The following is a 15,219-nucleotide window of genomic DNA, read 5'->3' as shown; positions in this document are numbered from 1 at the left end:
ATTCCTCCGGCCGCGGCGCTGAGCTGTCGCGGCCGGAGCGATCCGGCTCTTCTCCCGGGACGGACGCCCCGCGAGACCCTCGGACGAGCGACGACGATCGTCGAAAGATCGAGAACGATCGCCGATAAAAAGAGTGAGAGCATGAGCGACGCCTCCTTCATCATCGACGAAGCTTCGGCCCCGCGCGCGCCTGTCGCCGCCCCTGGCGATTATTTCGCCCTGCTGAAGCCGCGCGTGATGTCGCTCGTCGTGTTCACGGCGCTCGCCGGCATTCTGCTGGCTCCTGTCGCGCCGCATCCTTTCCTCGCCTTCGCCTCGCTGCTGGCCATAGCCGTCGGCGCGGGCGCGTCGGGCGCGCTCAACATGTGGTATGACGCCGATATCGACCGGCTGATGACGCGCACGCGCGGCCGTCCCATTCCCGCCGGCCGGCTCGGCCGCGAGGAGGCGCTCGCCTTCGGCCTCTTCCTCTCCATAATGGCGGTGTTCACGCTCGGCCTGGTCGCCAATTGGCTGGCCGCCGGTCTGCTCGCCTTCACCATCTTCTTCTATGTCGTCGTCTATACGATGTGGCTGAAGCGCACGACGCCGATGAACATCGTCATCGGCGGCGCGGCCGGCGCGCTGCCGCCCGTCGTCGGCTTCGCCGCGGCGACCGGCGCCGTCGATCTCTCCAGCGTCATTCTCTTCGGCCTTATCTTCATGTGGACGCCGCCGCATTTCTGGGCGCTGGCGCTGGTCAAGCGCGCGGAATATGGCGCCGCCGGCATCCCCATGCTTCCCAACGTGCATGGCGAGACGCGCACCCGCCTCGAGATTCTCGTCTATTCCATCCTTCTCGCGCCCATCGGCGTCGCGCCCTATCTGCTCGGCTTCGCCTCGCCGGTCTATGGCGCCGTCGCGCTGCTGCTGGGCGCGGCGCTGGTCGCCTGCGCGGTGGAGGTCTATCTGCGCCGCGAGGGCGACAAGGCGCGCCGCGCGGCGATGCGCCTCTTCTTCTTCTCCATCGTCTATTTGACGCTGTTGTTCATGGTTCTGGTGATCGAGAGGCTTCTCGCCCTCTCGTCCTGGCTCGCTTGAGCGGAGGAGCGCATGACGATCGGCCGACATGAGGACACTGAGCGGCGAGAGGGCGTTGTCCTCACGCCGGAGCAGGCGAAGAGCCGCCGCGCCCGCAACATTGCGATCGGCGTCGCCGTCGCGCTGTTCGTGGCGCTCTTCTATTTCGTCACCATAGTGAAGCTCGGCGGCAACGTCGTGCCACGGGCCGAGTGAGGTCGTGATGGGCGCGGATCGCAAAGAGAAAAGCCACGCCGGCAGGGGCGCCTGGCTGCTGATCGGCGGCTCCGTGGCCATGCTGATCCTGTCCTTCGCCTCGGTTCCGCTCTATCGCGCCTTCTGCTCGGCGACCGGCTTCGGCGGCACGACGCAGGTCGCCAAGGTCGCGCCGGCCAAGCCCGGCGAGCGCCGCATCGGCGTGCGCTTCGACGCCAATGTCGCGCGCGATCTGCCCTGGCGCTTCGAGCCGGAGACGCCCCGCATCGTGGTGCGCACCGGCGAGACCGCGACCATCTATTACAAGGTCGTCAATCTCTCCGATCAGGAGACGAGCGGCGTCGCCGCCTACAATGTCAGTCCGGACCAGGCCGGCGCCTATTTCGACAAGCTCGCCTGCTTCTGCTTCTCGGAGCAGAAGCTCGCGCCGCATGAGAGCGCCGAATGGCCGGTGGTGTTCTTCCTCGATCCGGCGCTCGAATCCGACGAGACGATGAGCCGCGTCGAGGAAATCACCCTGTCCTATTCCTTCTTCTCCTCCAAAAAGGCAAAGGAAGCGAAGCCCAAGGAGGCGGCGAGCGGAGAGGGCGCGAAGCCGAAGACGTGATGGAAAAAGAATGCGACGGGGGGCGTCCGCGGCGGGGCGAACCATCCCGAGCGAATGGAGCCTTAGTGAACGAGACCGGCCCGGCCGGCGAAATCTCGAGGAAAATGAAATGTCGGACGGACACGCGAAACCAAATCACGATTACCATCTCGTCGATCCGAGCCCGTGGCCGCTCGTCGGCTCGCTCGCCGCATTGTTCACCGCGATCGGCGCCATTTATTGGATGAAGGGCCTGCCGCTGCTGGGCGTCAAGATCGGCGGCCCGGTTCTGTTCAGCGCGGGCTTCGCCGCCATTCTCTTCACAATGTGGTCCTGGTGGAGCGACATCATCCGCGAGGCGGAGCACGAGGGCCACCACACGGCGGTCGTGCAGCTGCATCATCGCTATGGCGTCATTCTCTTCATCCTCTCCGAGGTGATGTTCTTCGTCGCCTGGTTCTGGGCTTTTTTCAATTCGGCGATCTTTCCGGCCGATCCGCAGCAATTCGCTCGTACCGAGCTGTTTCAGGGCGTGTGGCCGCCGCATGGGATCGAAGTGCTCAATCCCTGGCATCTGCCGCTGCTCAACACGGTGATCCTGCTCACTTCGGGCGCGACGCTCACCTATGCGCATCACGGCCTGCTGCACAATGATCGCGACAAGCTGAAAAAGGGCCTCATCGCCACTATCGCGCTCGGCCTGATCTTCACCTGCGTCCAGGCCTATGAATACGCCCATGCGCCTTTCGCCTTCAAAGGCTCCATCTATGGCGCGAGCTTCTTCATGGCGACCGGCTTTCACGGCTTCCATGTGATCGTGGGCTCCATCTTCCTGATCGTCTGCCTCGCGCGCGCCTATGCCGGCCAGTTCAAGCCGGAGCAGCATCTCGGCTTCGAGTTCGCCGCGTGGTATTGGCATTTCGTCGACGTCGTCTGGCTGTTCCTGTTCGCCTCCATCTATGTGTGGGGCAACTGGGGCGGCCATATGGAGTGACGGGACGAGCCCATTTCGGCTTCTTTTGAGAGAAGCGCCGGCGGGGTCTCGTCGGCGCTTCTTTCGTTTCGTCGATCTCTCGCCCTCGCAAAGGGATAGGAACACTATGGCCGCGGACGAACGCTCCACCGTCAATCCTTATGTCGCCGGCCTGCTCGGCCGCTGCCCGCGTTGCGGCAAAGGACATTTGTTCCGCGGCTTCCTCGCGCTCGCGCCGAGCTGTGAGGTCTGCGGGCTCGATCTCGCCTTCGCCGATTCGGGCGACGGGCCGGCCGTTTTCGTGATGACCATCGCCGGCTTCATCGTCGTCGGCGCGGCGCTCTATGTCGAGGTCGCCTATGCGCCGCCCTATTGGGTGCATGGGCTCATCTTCCTCCCACTCACCGTCATCGTCTGCGCCGGCCTGCTGCGGCCGGCCAAGAGCCTCTTGATCGCCCTGCAATATTTCAACAAGGCGGAGGAGGGGCAGCGCGCCGATGAGGGCTGAAGCGCGCGCCCTCATCGGGCCGGCGATCTTTTCGTTCTTCATGGTGGCGCTGCTCGCCGGGCTCGGCGTCTGGCAGCTCCGCCGCCTCGCCTGGAAGGAGGCGCTGATCGAGCGCGTGGAGACGCGCGCGACCGCCGCTCCGGTCGCGCCGCCGCCCCGCGCGCAATGGGACGCGCTCGCGCCGCAGGATTATGATTTCACCCATGTCCGCGTCTTCGGCCATTTCGATCTTTCGCGCGAGGCGCTGATCTTCTCGCCGCCGCCGTCGGGAGCGGGGGTGGAGCCGGGTTTCCGCGTCATCGCGCCTCTGCTGCTCGATGACGGCGGCGCCATTCTCGTCGATCGCGGCTTTCTGCCGCTCTCGCAGCGCGCCGACGAGACGCGCAAGCGCGCGCCCTCCGGTCCTGTCACGCTCACCGGCCTGCTGCGCGGCCCGCAGGCGCGCAATCTCTTCACGCCCGCCGATTCGCCGCAGGACGGGCTGTTCTATACGAGCGACGCGCGGGCGCTTGCCGCGCATTTGAAAATCGCCGACGCCGCGCCTTTTCTGCTCGAGCTCGATCCCGCAGCGCCGGCGCCCGGCCTGCCGCGCGTCTATGATCACAATATCGAGCTGACCAACAATCATCTCTCCTACGCCCTCACCTGGTTCGCGCTGTCGGCGGCGGTCGCCGGCGGCTTCGCCTTCTATGCGATCGGCCGGCTTGAGCAGCGCTGACAGCGCCGCTCATTCTCCAGCGGAGGCGGTTTGAGGGACGATTTCGGCGTCTTCGGACTTTGCCGACGCCGGCTCCGCGGGTTAGAAGAGACGCCGTGCGCTACATTTCCACACGCGGCGAAGCTCCAGAGCTCGCCTTCGAAGACGTCCTTCTCGCCGGCCTCGCCTCCGACGGCGGGCTCTATGCGCCCGTCTCCTATCCGGGACTAGCGCGCGGCGATATCGCTTCTCTCGCCGGCCTCCCCTATGCCGAGGCCAGCGCGCGCATCATCGCGCCTTTCCTCGGCGAGGCGTTCGACGGCGCCGAGCTGCGCGCGCTGACGCAGTGCGCCTATTCGAGCTTCCGTCACAGCGCCATCGCGCCGCTGACGCAGATCGCCGATAATCTCTTCGTCCTCGAGCTGTTCCATGGCCCGACGCTGGCGTTCAAGGACGTCGCCATGCAATTGCTCGGGCGCATGATGGACGCCGTCCTCGCCCGCCGCGATTTGCGCGCGACCATCGTCGGCGCCACCTCGGGCGACACGGGGGCGGCGGCGATCGAGGCCTTCGCCGGGCTCGATCGGGTCGATGTCTTCATCCTCTATCCGCATGAGCGCGTCTCGGACGTGCAGCGCCGGCAGATGACGACGGTCGAGGCCGCCAACATCCACACCATTGCGCTGCGCGGCTCCTTCGACGATGCGCAATCGATTCTGAAATCGCTGTTCCGCGACGCGCGCTTCCGAGAGAGCGTCGGCCTCGCCGGCGTCAATTCCATCAATTGGGCGCGCGTCGTCGCGCAGACGGCCTATTATTTCACGAGCGCCGTCGCGCTCGGCGCGCCGCACCGCGAGGTGAGCTTCGCGGTTCCCACTGGCAATTTCGGCGATGTGCTGGCGGGCTATGTGGCCGAGCGCATGGGTTTGCCGGTCGGCAAGCTCGTCATCGGCACGAATTCCAACGATATTCTCGCGCGCACGCTGGCGAGCGGGCGCTATGAGCTGCGCGGCGTGACGCCGACGCAATCGCCATCGATGGATATTCAGATCTCGTCCAATTTCGAGCGTCTGCTGTTCGACGTTTATGGCCGTGACGCCGCGCAGATTCGCGGGCTGATGGGCGCGCTGGATCAGTCCAAGGGCTTTACCGTCGCCCCCGCGCCGCTCGAAGCGATCCGCGCGGAATTCGAGGCGAGCGCAGCCTATGAGGCGGACACCACGGAAGAGATCGCCCGCACCTATCGCGAGACCGGCTATATTCTCGATCCGCACGCCGCCACCGGCGTTCATGCGGCGAGAAAGCGCCTCGCGATCGACCCCGCGACGCCGATCGTCTCGCTCGCCACCGCCCATCCGGCGAAATTCCCGGACGCTGTGGAGCGCGCCATCGGCAAGCGCCCGCCGCTGCCCGAGCATCTCGCGCATATTCTGGACGCGCGCGAGCGCTTCACCGTGCTCGACAATGATGCGGGCAAGGTCGCGGCCTTTATTTCCGAGCGCGCCCGCGCAGCGCGCGCCACGGTCTGAGAGGGCTGTCATGGCGCTCTTCGGCCTCGTTCCCGCCTATCGCGATCTGCCGCTGCGCGGCGACGGCGTCTATCTGCGCAGCTCGGAGATGCGGGATTTCGTCGCCTGGGCCTCGCTCAGGGAGCGCAGCCGCGCCTTTCTGACGCCCTGGGAGCCGACCTGGCCCTCGGATGATCTCACCCGCGCCAGCTTTCGCTATCGCGTGCGCCGCCACGCCGAGGAAATAGCGCGCGACGAGGCCTATTCCTTCTTCGTCTTCCGCGAGGCGGACGACGTTCTCGTCGGCGGGCTGACGCTCGGGCACGTGCGCCGCGGCGTCTCGCAGGCGGCGACGCTCGGCTATTGGATGGGCGAGCCCTATGCCGGCAAGGGCTATATGTCCCGCGCCGTGCGGGCGGCGCTGGATTACGCCTTCAGCCGCCAGCGCCTGCATCGCGTCGAGGCCGCCTGCCTGCCGTCCAACGCCGCCTCCATCCGGCTGCTGGAGCGCAACGGCTTCCATCAGGAGGGCTTCGCCCGCGCCTATCTCAACATCAACGGCCAATGGCGCGATCACCTCCTCTTCGCGCGGCTCGACAGCGATCCTTCGCCGACGCGCCGGTCGCTCTGAGCGGAGGGCCTCTGCAGCCCCGCGTTTCGAATCCGCACAACCGAGCCGCGATTCTTTCTGGCACGCATCTCTCAGCCTACCCATCGACATTGCCGTCCACGTTCCGAATCGGGACGGCAGGCGAAAAAAGGGTAGAGTATTCATGGCGTTCGAGCGTACACGGGCGTTTCGGAACATCGAAGAGGTCACAGTCGGCGGCGCGCAGGTCGCCCGTCTCGATCTCGCCGGCACCGCGCGGCTGATGATCGAGGCGGCTCTCCGCCCAGCGCGGGAGAACGGGCCTCTCTATCTCACCTCAGTCAATGGCGAGGTGCTGGCGCGGCGCCGCGCCAGCCGCGAATTCGCCGAGCTCGTCGACGCGGCCGATCTCGTCAGCGCCGACGGCCAGCCGCTCGTCTTCGCCTCGCGCCTGCTCGGCGCGCGCGCGTTGCCGGAGCGCGTCGCCACCACCGATCTCTATCCGCTGGTCGCCGAAAGGGCCGAGCGCGAAGGCGTCACCTTCTACCTCTATGGCGCGACGGAGGAAATCAATCGCGAGACTTATGAGGTCACGAGGCGTCGCTTTCCGGGCCTTCGCATCGTCGGCCGCTCGCACGGCTATCTCACCGGCGAGGAGCTCGAGCGCAAAATCGACGAAATAAACGACCTCGCGCCCGATATCGTCTGGCTCGCGCTCGGCGTGCCGCGCGAGCAGGAATTCGTGCGAAAATGGAGTGATCGCCTTCGAAACGTCAAAGTGATCAAGACATCTGGCGGTCTGTTCGATTTTCTGGCCGGCGCCAAGAAGCGCGCCCCTATGTGGATGCAGAAGGCGGGCCTCGAATGGGCGTTCCGTCTTCGGCTGGAGCCGCGCCGGCTGTTCTTGCGCTATGTGACGACCAATCCGATCGCTTTGCTGCTGCTATTGCGTCAAACGCATTGACCGTTCTCGCACCTCCGCCGGCGCGTCGAAGGCCGGCGGGCGTCCGAAGCCGCAGTGTAACGAGTTCGGCTTTGGGTCCCCGGCGCGTCGCGCCACTCCGCCAGCGCCGGGGACGACGCCGATCGAACGGCGAATTCTCATAATGGGAAAAGCACGAAAATTCAGTCCCCTCATCCTGAGGCGCTTTTTGCGGAACGCAAAAAGCCTCGAAGGATGCTCTAGCGGGCGGCGCTTCGACGACTCTTCGAGACGCCGGCTGCGCCGGCTCCAGGGCGAGGGACTTTGGAACTGGGCCGGATCGCGCCGCAACCCGATCAAATCCGCGCTTGCAGCCGGCTCCACAGCGCATTCTCCGCGCTGAACACATAATCCAGCTTGGCGCTCGTCACCGTGCGCGCGCCTTTGGCGATCAGCCAATCGGCGAATTGCGGCGCGCCATCCGCCGGGGCGGAGAAGGTGACGAAGCCGCCGTCGCCGCGCTCGCGCAGCTCCACAGAAAATTTCTCCGCAGCTTCGGCGAGCAGGGCGTCGTCCAGTGTCAGACGGGCGCGAATCTCGCGCGTCGTGCGGGCCTGCTCCTCGGCCGCTATGCGCGAGAGGATGATGCGCGCCGCCTCGCGCGCTCGCGGCGTCCAGGGCGCGGAAAGCGAGGCGACGAGATTGGCCTGCGAGCGCAAGATCACGCCATCGTCCAAAGTCTTCAGCGCATTGGCGGCGAGCGTCGCGCCCGTGGTGGTGATGTCCACGATGAGATCGGCCGAGCCCGCCGCCGGCGCTCCTTCCGTGGCGCCGGAGCTCTCGACGATGCGATAATCGCCGATGGCGTGCTTGGCGAAGAAACGCCGCGTCGTGTGAATATATTTGGTGGCGACGCGTAGCCCGCGGCCATGGCGGGCGCGAAAGCCGGCCGAGACATCGGCGAGATCGGCCATGGTCCGCACGTCGATCCAGGCCTGCGGAACAGCGACCACCACATTGGCCTTGCCGAAGCCGAGCGGCGCCAAAATCTCCACCTTGCTCGCCGCATCGGCAATCGTCTCGCGCACGAGGTCTTCGCCCGTCACGCCGAGATGGACGTCGCCGCTGGCGAGCCGCGAGGTGATCTCGGAGGCGGACAGAAAGGCCGCCTCCGCATCCTCCACTCCGGCCAACTGGCCGCGATAGTCGCGCGCCCCGCGCCCCTGTGTCACCTCTATGCCCGCGCGGGCGAAAAAGGCGTTGGCGTTCTCCTGCAGCCGGCCCTTGGAGGGAACGGCGACGATGAGCTTGTCGGTCGTCGTTGCGGTCATGCCGCGCTTCCTTTGCGCGCCGTCAGCCGATCGACCCATATGGCCGCGCCGACAGCGGGGATGTCCTGTTTCGCGCCCAGCGTCTTCAGCAGGCGGTCGTAGCGCCCGCCGCCGATGAGCGCCGGACCGGCGGGCTCGCGCCGCGCCTCGAAGACGAAGCCCGAGTAATAATCGAGCCTGCGGGCGAAGCTCGCGGAGAAGCGCACGCGATCGAGATCGACGCCGCGCGCCGCGAGAAAGCCGGAGCGCGTGTCGAGCGAGTCGAGCGCCGCGGTCAGATCTAGCGAGACGTCCTTCGCGAGCTTGCGCAGCGCTGCGGAGGCCTCGTCGATCTGCCCCTGCACGGAAAAAAAGGCGTCGACCAGCGCATGCGTCTCGGCGCTCACTCCGGCGCCGCCGGCGAGAGCGGCCTGATCCAGAAAGCGCTCGGCGATCTCCCCGGCGCTGCGGCCGCCGACCGGCGAAATTCCGGCGATGGACAGAAGATCCTCGACGAGCGCGCGCGCCTCCTTGGCGTCCACCTTCTCGAGCGCGGCGAGCACGCCGGCGTGTTCCTTGCCATTGGCGGGCGGGGCGAAAATCTCGGTGAGCGACTCGCCGCGGGCGTGTCCCGTCTCGAGACGCCGGCGCCAGGCGGGCGGCAGGTCGAGGCGATCCAGAAAGGTGGAGACGAGCCCGGCGTCGCCGGTCTCCACATGCAGCGCGCCGCCGTCGGCCGCGGAGGCGGCCTCGAGGGCGGCGGCGAGAATCTCGGCGTCGGCGGCCTCGCGATCGTCGCGGCCGAAGCTCTCGAGCCCGGCCTGCAGCAGCTCGCCGCTTCCTGTCTCGCCCTCGGCGGGGAAGCGGAACACGGCGCCGCCATAGGCGAAGGAGGCGGGCGCGCCCGCCGTGGACGAAGCGAGATAGGCGAGGCAGACGGGGATCGTATATTCCGGCCGCAGGCAGACGTCGTCGCCGGCGGCGTCGCTGGTCAGATAGAGGCGGCCGCGGAAATCCTCGCCGGAGCGGTCGAGGAAGACGCCGGCCGGCTGCAATATCTTCGGCTCGCAGCGGGTAAAGCCCGCGCGCTGAAACGACGCCAATATCGCGCCGAGAGCGTCGCCGCTCGAAAAATCGGTTTTCGCCGCCTCGTTCACGCCTTTGTCCCTCTTTTGCGGCCCTTCCTTAGCAAGGGCGGATGACATTCGCATCCGCTTTCCGGAGGGAGGGTGAACGAGGGCGAGGGCCGGGTGAGCGCTCGCGTCAGGTCAGCGCTCGCACTCTTTGGGTGGATTATCGTCGGACCAATCGGCGAGCGGGATCGTCCGCGCCTTGATCTCGATCTTCTTGCCGTTGCGCGTTCCCTTGCCGGCCAGGAAATTGAGATCGCAGCTCTTGCCGGCGTTGGGGTCGATCGTGTCGCGGGTCGCATAGGTGAAGCCGGCGACGATGAGCGCGCCATTGCGGCGGATCACCGTCAAAGTCTCGCTCCAGCGGTCGCGGCCGATCGAATCATTCTCGGATTTGATCAGCAGCGAGCCCTTGTCGCTCACCGCCAGCGAAGGCCGCTGGCCGGCCATGCCGCCATTCCAGGCGGCGTTCTTCTTGACGAAGGCGGGCTTGGCGCCGGCGCGCAGAGCGTCCTGATCGAGCCCGAGATAGACATAGAGATCGGCGCCATCGTCGAGATTGTCGACGAGCACGGCGAGATCACGGCCGCCGCCATCGGAGAGATAGATCGGCGTCGCGGAGAGAATGCGCTCGAGCGGCGCGGTTTCGGCGACGACGGGGGAGGCGGAGGAGAGAAGGGCGGCGAGAAATGCGAGATGCAATCGCATTGGAAAAAGCTCCTGCGAAACGGATCGCGAGGCGCCCTCATCCGACCCGGCTTTGCCGGGCTCCATTCTCCCGCGAGCGGGAGAATGGATGCGGCGTCGAACGCGGCGCCCGCTTTTTTTGATATTGCGCCTATTCGAAGAAAAAGGCGCGTCCTTCTCCCGCTTGCGGGAGAAGGTGGCCCGGCGCAGCCGGGTCGGATGAGGGCCCGCGCCGGGCGAGCCCCATCTGTCGTGTCACTCGCCGGCGTTGGCGGCTTCGGCCTTTTCCTTGGCCTCGAGGTCTTCGCCGGTCTGCTGATCGACGACGCGCATGGAGAGGCGCACCTTGCCGCGATCGTCGAAGCCGAGCAGCTTCACCTTCACCTTGTCGCCTTCCTTAACGACGTCGGTGGTCTTGTTCACGCGCTGCTTGGAGAGTTGCGAAATGTGAACGAGGCCGTCCTTGGCGCCGAAGAAATTGACGAAGGCGCCGAAGTCGGCGGTCTTCACCACGGTTCCCTCATAGATCTGGCCGACCTCCGGATCGGAGGCGATCGACTTGATCCAATTGATCGCCGCCTTGATGGAGTTGCCGTCCGAGGAGGCGACCTTCACCGTGCCGTCGTCCTCGATGTTGATCTTGGCGCCGGTCTTCTCGACGATTTCGCGAATGACCTTGCCGCCGGTGCCGATCACTTCGCGGATCTTGTCGGTGGCGATCTTCAGCGTCTCGATGCGCGGCGCGAACTCGCCGAGCTCGGCGCGCGAGGTGGTGAGCGCCTTGGACATCTCGCCGAGGATGTGCAGACGGCCATCGCGCGCCTGGCCCAGCGCCACGCGCATGATCTCTTCCGTGATGCCGGCGATCTTGATGTCCATCTGCAGCGAGGTCACGCCGTCCGACGTGCCCGCCACTTTGAAGTCCATGTCGCCGAGATGATCCTCGTCGCCGAGAATGTCGGACAGAACCGCGAAGCGCTCACCTTCGAGGATGAGGCCCATGGCGATGCCCGCCGTCGGCTTCTTCAGCGGCACGCCCGCATCCATCAGCGCCAGCGAGGAGCCGCAGACGGTGGCCATGGACGAGGAGCCGTTGGACTCGGTGATCTCCGAGACGACGCGCAGCGTATAGGGGAATTCGGCGGCGGCCGGCAGCATCGGGCGAATGGCGCGCCAGGCGAGCTTGCCATGGCCGATCTCGCGGCGGCCGGGCGAGCCCATGCGGCCCGTCTCGCCGACGGAATAGGGAGGGAAGTTGTAGTGGAGCAGGAAGCGCTCCTTATAGGTCCCCTCGAGCGAGTCGACGAATTGCTCGTCCTCGCCCGTGCCCAGCGTCGCGACGACCAGCGCCTGCGTCTCGCCGCGGGTGAACAAAGCGGAGCCATGGGTGCGCGGCAGCACGCCCACCTCGGCGACGATCGGGCGCACGGTCTTGACGTCGCGGCCGTCGATGCGAATGCCGTCGTCGAGAATGTTCCAGCGCACGACCTTGGCCTGCAGATCGTGGAAGGCCTCGGCGACATGCTCCTTGGAGAATTTCGCCTCGCCGCCTTCCGGCAGCAGGCCGGCGTAGACCTTGGCCTTCACCGCGTCGACGGCGGCGTAGCGGTCCTGCTTCACCGTGATCTTATAGGCGGCGCGCAGCTCCGCCTCGGCGATGGCGGCGACGGCGGCGTTGACCTCGGTCTTGTCGACGACGTCGAGATCGCGCGGGTCCTTGGCGGCGCGCTCGGCGAGACGGATGATCGCGTCGATCACCGGCTGGAAGCCGCGATGGCCGGTCATCACCGCCTCGAGCATCAGATCCTCGGAGAGCTCCTGCGCCTCCGATTCCACCATCAGCACGGCGTCCGACGTGCCGGCGACGACGAGATCGAGCGCCGAGAGCTTCATCTCCTCGATGGTCGGATTGAGCTTGAGCTGGCCGTTGATATAGCCGACGCGGGCGCCGCCGATCGGGCCCATGAAGGGAATGCCGGAGAGCGTCAGCGCCGCCGAAGCCGCGACCATGGCGAGAATATCCGGGTCGTTCTCGAGATCATGGCTCAGCACGGTCACGATGACCTGCGTGTCATTGCGATAGCCGTCCGGGAACAAGGGGCGGATCGGCCGGTCGATGAGGCGGGAAACCAGCGTCTCGCGCTCGCTGGGGCGGCCTTCGCGCTTGAAATAGCCGCCCGGAATGCGGCCGGCGGCGAAGGCTTTCTCCTGGTAATTGACGGTCAGCGGGAAGAAGTCCTGGCCGGGCTTGGGCGCCTTGGCCGAGACGACGGTCGCGAGCACAGTGGTCTCGCCCCAGCTGGCGAAAACGGCGCCGTCCGCCTGGCGGGCGATCTTGCCGGTCTCGAGCACCAGCGTGCGGCCCGCCCAGTCGAGTTCTTCGCGATGGATTTGGAACATGTCTTTCGTCTTCCTCTCATGACGCGCCCCATTGCGCGTCGGCTGCTGGCGAGGCGTCATGGGCAAGACGGCGAGAGGCTGCGGGGCGGGGATTTTCAAAGACGCGAAGCCGCGAACGCTTCGAAAGTCCTCGCCGCAGCGTCCGGCGATCCTGCCATGACGATCCTGCCGAGGGTGGCGGCGCGACCCATGCCGCCCGCCGAAGGAGGGAAGGGCCGCCCTTTCGCGCATCCCTTCCGGCAATTAAGGCCGAATCGTTCGGCCGAACTCTCTTCTCATACGCGAAATCGCGGCGGACCGCGATCTCGCATTCTCTAATGCGCTTTCGAGGGCCGTCCAGCGGCCGTGCGAAAGCGCAGCGACCCAGGCTCAGCGACGGATGCCGAGACGCTCGATGATGGAGCGATAGCGCGGCTCGTCTCTCGACTTCACATAGTCGAGCAGCTGGCGACGCTGCGACACGAGCTTCAAGAGACCGCGACGCGAATGATTGTCCTTCACATGGGTCTTGAAGTGCTCGGTCAGATTGGTGATGCGCTCGGTGAGGATCGCAACCTGAACCTCGGGCGAGCCGGTGTCGTCCGGCTTGATCGCATATTCTTTGATGAGCGACTGCTTGCGCTCGGCGGTGATCGACATCGGTCGGTCCTTTTCTTTTCTGGTGTGGATCCGCAAGCCGCGGCCGGGGCCGGGATGTCGTCCAGCGAGGGTCGCCGCGAGCGGAGCCGCCCGGGTAAACCCGAGCGCGCGAGGGGCTTATAGCAGAAAAGGCCGGGAAGGATAGGGCGCTCCGACATCGGCCGGGCGCCTCACACGCCCTTGTCCTCGCGCAGCGCATTTCCGTCGCCCCGCCAAATCTCCTCGACGAAACCGCGCGACTCCGGCGTCGCCTGCGAAAAAGCCTGCGCGGAAAAGCCGCCGGCGAGCAGGCCGGCGACCGCGCCGCAGAGTCCCGCCCAGGCGAGCTGTTCTATGTCCGGCGGCGCGCTGTCGAGCACGAGCGTCGCCGCCATTGTCGCGAGGCCGGCGATTTGGCCGATCATCGCGTCCCGGTCCTGAGCGCGCGCGAAGAGCGCGAGGCCGACGAGCGGGACGAAGACCGCCGCCGACAGCGCGAGCGCCATGCCGACCAGCGTGCGCGCGTCGATCGCATTGGCGGCGCTGGTCGCCGAGCCGAGCGCGGTGACGCCCACCAGCGCCAGCCGCGTGATGGCGAGGCGCCGGCTCGTCAGCGCGGATTCGGCGCGCAGCCGATAGAGCGCGTCATGGCCGACGGCGGCGGCGCAGGCGTGCAGGCTGGCCGCCGCCAGAGCGAGGCCGGCGGCGATGATCCCCGAGGCGAGAAGGCCGGTGAGCGCCGCGCCGAGCTTGGCCAATTGCGGCAGGCCGCCGATGAGATATTCCGCGCGCACGGAAATATCCTCGGGCCGCAAGGGCGCGGCCGGCGGCAGCTTGCGGGCGAGGCAGGCCGCGCGCGCCTGCGCCGGCCCGTCGACCCGCGCGCCGCAAATCTGCACCAGCCCGCGCGCGCTCGCCGAATAGATCGATTCCGGCAGCCGCTCGGGCGTCTGGCCGACGGCGACATTGGAGACGATCAGCGCCGAGGAGGCGACCGTCGCCGTGATCAGCGCCGCCGCCGCCAGGGTCCAGAACAGGGCCGCGACGCCGGCCCGGCGCGCCGCCGCCGCGTCTTTCGTCGTCACGGCGGGCTCCAGCGCCGGCGCGAGCGTCGCCAGCCCGAGGGCGAGGCCGAGCATGGTCGTGATCTCGAGCGCCGCCGGCGCCGGCCGCGCGAGCCGCCAATTCTCGATGACGCGGACGGCGTCGCTCCAGGCGGTCTGATCGCCGATGAGCGGCAGAGGCGTCGGATAGCCTTGGAGCGACAGCGCGATCTGCGGCAGGGCAAAGCCGGCGATCAGCACGCCGGCCGCCGCGCAGGCGCTCCACAGCACGCCGCCGACGCCGCCCGGCCCGGCGATCAGCAATATCGCCGCGCCGATGAAGAAAGCCGCGAAAGGACGGCCCGCGCCGGTGAAGCCGACGAGAGCGTCCACCGCCGTCTGATAGCCGGCCAGAGCGACGATCCCCGAGGTGAGCGCGGCGACGACGATCATGCCGAGCCGCGGCTCCATGCGCGAAAAGCGCGCCGCCAGCAGATCGGACAGCGAAAAGGCCCCGGTCTTGCGCAGCATCGGGCCGGTCGCCGCGCCGATGAGCGCGACCCCCAGCAGCAGGCCGAGCGTCACGCCGAGCGGCGAGCCGGCGCCGGTGAGCCGAGCCGCGAAAGGCGCCGCGAGGCCGGTGACGAGGGCCGCCTGGGCGAAGCCGGCATAGGCCGCCGGCGCCGCCCGCCCCGCGGCGTAATAGAAGGAGACGCGCATCGAATGCAGCAGAAAGCCGAGCGCGGCCAGAGCGACCACGGTGAAATAGGGCGAGACCAGCGCCACCAGCCGCTCCGGCGCGCCGACGCGATCGAGCAGAGCGATGAGCCCATAGGCCGTGGCGAAAGTGACGATCGCCAGCGCGATGCGGCCGTCGAGCCGCGCCCTGTCCTCGAAAGTCTCCGCCACATCCCGCATATCCGCTCTCCTTCGGCGAGCCTAGCCGACGAGAACGCCGAAAACCAGCGCGCGC

General features: G+C 67.2%; 15 protein-coding genes. 9 read left to right on the top strand and 6 right to left on the bottom strand.

Annotation, left to right across the window (positions count from 1 at the left end; translation table 11 throughout):
* Positions 1-141: 141 nt before the first annotated feature.
* The 9 genes from C5689_RS09835 (at position 142) to C5689_RS09795 (ending at position 7,100) form a co-directional block, all read left to right on the top strand.
* Complete coding sequence (locus C5689_RS09835; protein ID WP_108917104.1) at positions 142-1,080, top strand: heme o synthase; 939 nt, start codon at positions 142-144, stop codon at positions 1,078-1,080.
* A gap of 12 nt (positions 1,081-1,092) precedes the next feature.
* Positions 1,093-1,275 (top strand): hypothetical protein, encoded by a 183-nt coding sequence (locus C5689_RS09830; protein ID WP_108917103.1) that lies wholly within the window; start codon positions 1,093-1,095, stop codon positions 1,273-1,275.
* 7 nt (positions 1,276-1,282) lie between these two features.
* Positions 1,283-1,882, top strand: coding sequence for a cytochrome c oxidase assembly protein (locus tag C5689_RS09825; protein ID WP_108917102.1), 600 nt, complete (start codon positions 1,283-1,285; stop codon positions 1,880-1,882).
* Between the two features lie 109 nt (positions 1,883-1,991).
* Positions 1,992-2,855 (top strand): cytochrome c oxidase subunit 3, encoded by an 864-nt coding sequence (locus C5689_RS09820; protein WP_108917101.1) that lies wholly within the window; start codon positions 1,992-1,994, stop codon positions 2,853-2,855.
* Between the two features lie 106 nt (positions 2,856-2,961).
* A complete protein-coding gene (locus tag C5689_RS09815) occupies positions 2,962-3,342 on the top strand; it encodes a DUF983 domain-containing protein (RefSeq protein WP_108917100.1) in 381 nt (126 codons plus the stop codon).
* Positions 3,332-4,060, top strand: coding sequence for an SURF1 family protein (locus C5689_RS09810; RefSeq protein ID WP_108917099.1), 729 nt, complete (start codon positions 3,332-3,334; stop codon positions 4,058-4,060). Before C5689_RS09815 ends, C5689_RS09810 begins: the two co-directional genes overlap by 11 nt.
* Positions 4,061-4,155: 95 nt before the next feature.
* Complete coding sequence (gene thrC / locus C5689_RS09805) at positions 4,156-5,568, top strand: threonine synthase (RefSeq protein WP_108917098.1); 1,413 nt, start codon at positions 4,156-4,158, stop codon at positions 5,566-5,568.
* A gap of 10 nt (positions 5,569-5,578) precedes the next feature.
* Positions 5,579-6,178 (top strand): GNAT family N-acetyltransferase, encoded by a 600-nt coding sequence (locus C5689_RS09800; protein WP_108917097.1) that lies wholly within the window; start codon positions 5,579-5,581, stop codon positions 6,176-6,178.
* Between the two features lie 142 nt (positions 6,179-6,320).
* On the top strand, positions 6,321-7,100 hold the full coding sequence (locus tag C5689_RS09795) for a WecB/TagA/CpsF family glycosyltransferase (RefSeq protein WP_108917096.1): 780 nt from the start codon (positions 6,321-6,323) through the stop codon (positions 7,098-7,100).
* A 314-nt stretch (positions 7,101-7,414) separates the two neighbouring features.
* Here the strand turns inward: C5689_RS09795 and hisG are convergent, their stop codons facing one another.
* The 6 genes from hisG to C5689_RS09765 form a co-directional block, all read right to left on the bottom strand.
* Positions 7,415-8,389, bottom strand: coding sequence for an ATP phosphoribosyltransferase (hisG, locus tag C5689_RS09790; protein ID WP_108917095.1), 975 nt, complete (start codon positions 8,387-8,389; stop codon positions 7,415-7,417).
* Positions 8,386-9,573, bottom strand: a complete 1,188-nt coding sequence (locus C5689_RS09785; RefSeq protein ID WP_244594655.1) for an ATP phosphoribosyltransferase regulatory subunit — start codon at positions 9,571-9,573, stop codon at positions 8,386-8,388. The genes hisG and C5689_RS09785 overlap by 4 nt, the downstream gene beginning before the upstream one ends.
* Before the next feature lie 63 nt (positions 9,574-9,636).
* The gene (locus C5689_RS09780; protein ID WP_108917150.1) at positions 9,637-10,206 is read right to left on the bottom strand and encodes a hypothetical protein; all 570 of its coding nucleotides are present in this window, start codon (positions 10,204-10,206) and stop codon (positions 9,637-9,639) included.
* A 234-nt stretch (positions 10,207-10,440) separates the two neighbouring features.
* Complete coding sequence (pnp, locus tag C5689_RS09775; protein WP_108917149.1) at positions 10,441-12,585, bottom strand: polyribonucleotide nucleotidyltransferase; 2,145 nt, start codon at positions 12,583-12,585, stop codon at positions 10,441-10,443.
* Between the two features lie 369 nt (positions 12,586-12,954).
* Positions 12,955-13,224, bottom strand: a complete 270-nt coding sequence (rpsO, locus tag C5689_RS09770; protein WP_108917093.1) for a 30S ribosomal protein S15 — start codon at positions 13,222-13,224, stop codon at positions 12,955-12,957.
* A 170-nt stretch (positions 13,225-13,394) separates the two neighbouring features.
* Complete coding sequence (locus C5689_RS09765; RefSeq protein ID WP_108917092.1) at positions 13,395-15,164, bottom strand: SLC5/6 family protein; 1,770 nt, start codon at positions 15,162-15,164, stop codon at positions 13,395-13,397.
* Positions 15,165-15,219: the final 55 nt, after the last annotated feature.

The organism is Methylosinus sporium, assembly GCF_003113265.1.
Lineage (GTDB): Bacteria > Pseudomonadota > Alphaproteobacteria > Rhizobiales > Beijerinckiaceae > Methylosinus > Methylosinus sporium.
The sequence above is the reverse complement of the archived record's forward strand: the minus strand, read 5'-3'. Positions and strand labels throughout refer to the sequence as shown.

What these genes read in the sequence shown, in the direction of transcription:
- C5689_RS09835 (WP_108917104.1), top strand. Translation starts at nt 142, where the DNA reads ATGAGCGACGCCTCCTTCATCATCGACGAAGCTTCGGCCCCGCGCGCG.
- C5689_RS09830 (WP_108917103.1), top strand. Translation starts at nt 1,093, where the DNA reads ATGACGATCGGCCGACATGAGGACACTGAGCGGCGAGAGGGCGTTGTC.
- C5689_RS09825 (WP_108917102.1), top strand. Translation starts at nt 1,283, where the DNA reads ATGGGCGCGGATCGCAAAGAGAAAAGCCACGCCGGCAGGGGCGCCTGG.
- C5689_RS09820 (WP_108917101.1), top strand. Translation starts at nt 1,992, where the DNA reads ATGTCGGACGGACACGCGAAACCAAATCACGATTACCATCTCGTCGAT.
- C5689_RS09815 (WP_108917100.1), top strand. Translation starts at nt 2,962, where the DNA reads ATGGCCGCGGACGAACGCTCCACCGTCAATCCTTATGTCGCCGGCCTG.
- C5689_RS09810 (WP_108917099.1), top strand. Translation starts at nt 3,332, where the DNA reads ATGAGGGCTGAAGCGCGCGCCCTCATCGGGCCGGCGATCTTTTCGTTC.
- C5689_RS09800 (WP_108917097.1), top strand. Translation starts at nt 5,579, where the DNA reads ATGGCGCTCTTCGGCCTCGTTCCCGCCTATCGCGATCTGCCGCTGCGC.
- C5689_RS09795 (WP_108917096.1), top strand. Translation starts at nt 6,321, where the DNA reads ATGGCGTTCGAGCGTACACGGGCGTTTCGGAACATCGAAGAGGTCACA.
- hisG (WP_108917095.1), bottom strand. Translation starts at nt 8,389, where the DNA reads ATGACCGCAACGACGACCGACAAGCTCATCGTCGCCGTTCCCTCCAAG.
- C5689_RS09785 (WP_244594655.1), bottom strand. Translation starts at nt 9,573, where the DNA reads ATGTCATCCGCCCTTGCTAAGGAAGGGCCGCAAAAGAGGGACAAAGGC.
- C5689_RS09780 (WP_108917150.1), bottom strand. Translation starts at nt 10,206, where the DNA reads ATGCGATTGCATCTCGCATTTCTCGCCGCCCTTCTCTCCTCCGCCTCC.
- pnp (WP_108917149.1), bottom strand. Translation starts at nt 12,585, where the DNA reads ATGTTCCAAATCCATCGCGAAGAACTCGACTGGGCGGGCCGCACGCTG.
- rpsO (WP_108917093.1), bottom strand. Translation starts at nt 13,224, where the DNA reads ATGTCGATCACCGCCGAGCGCAAGCAGTCGCTCATCAAAGAATATGCG.
- C5689_RS09765 (WP_108917092.1), bottom strand. Translation starts at nt 15,164, where the DNA reads ATGCGGGATGTGGCGGAGACTTTCGAGGACAGGGCGCGGCTCGACGGC.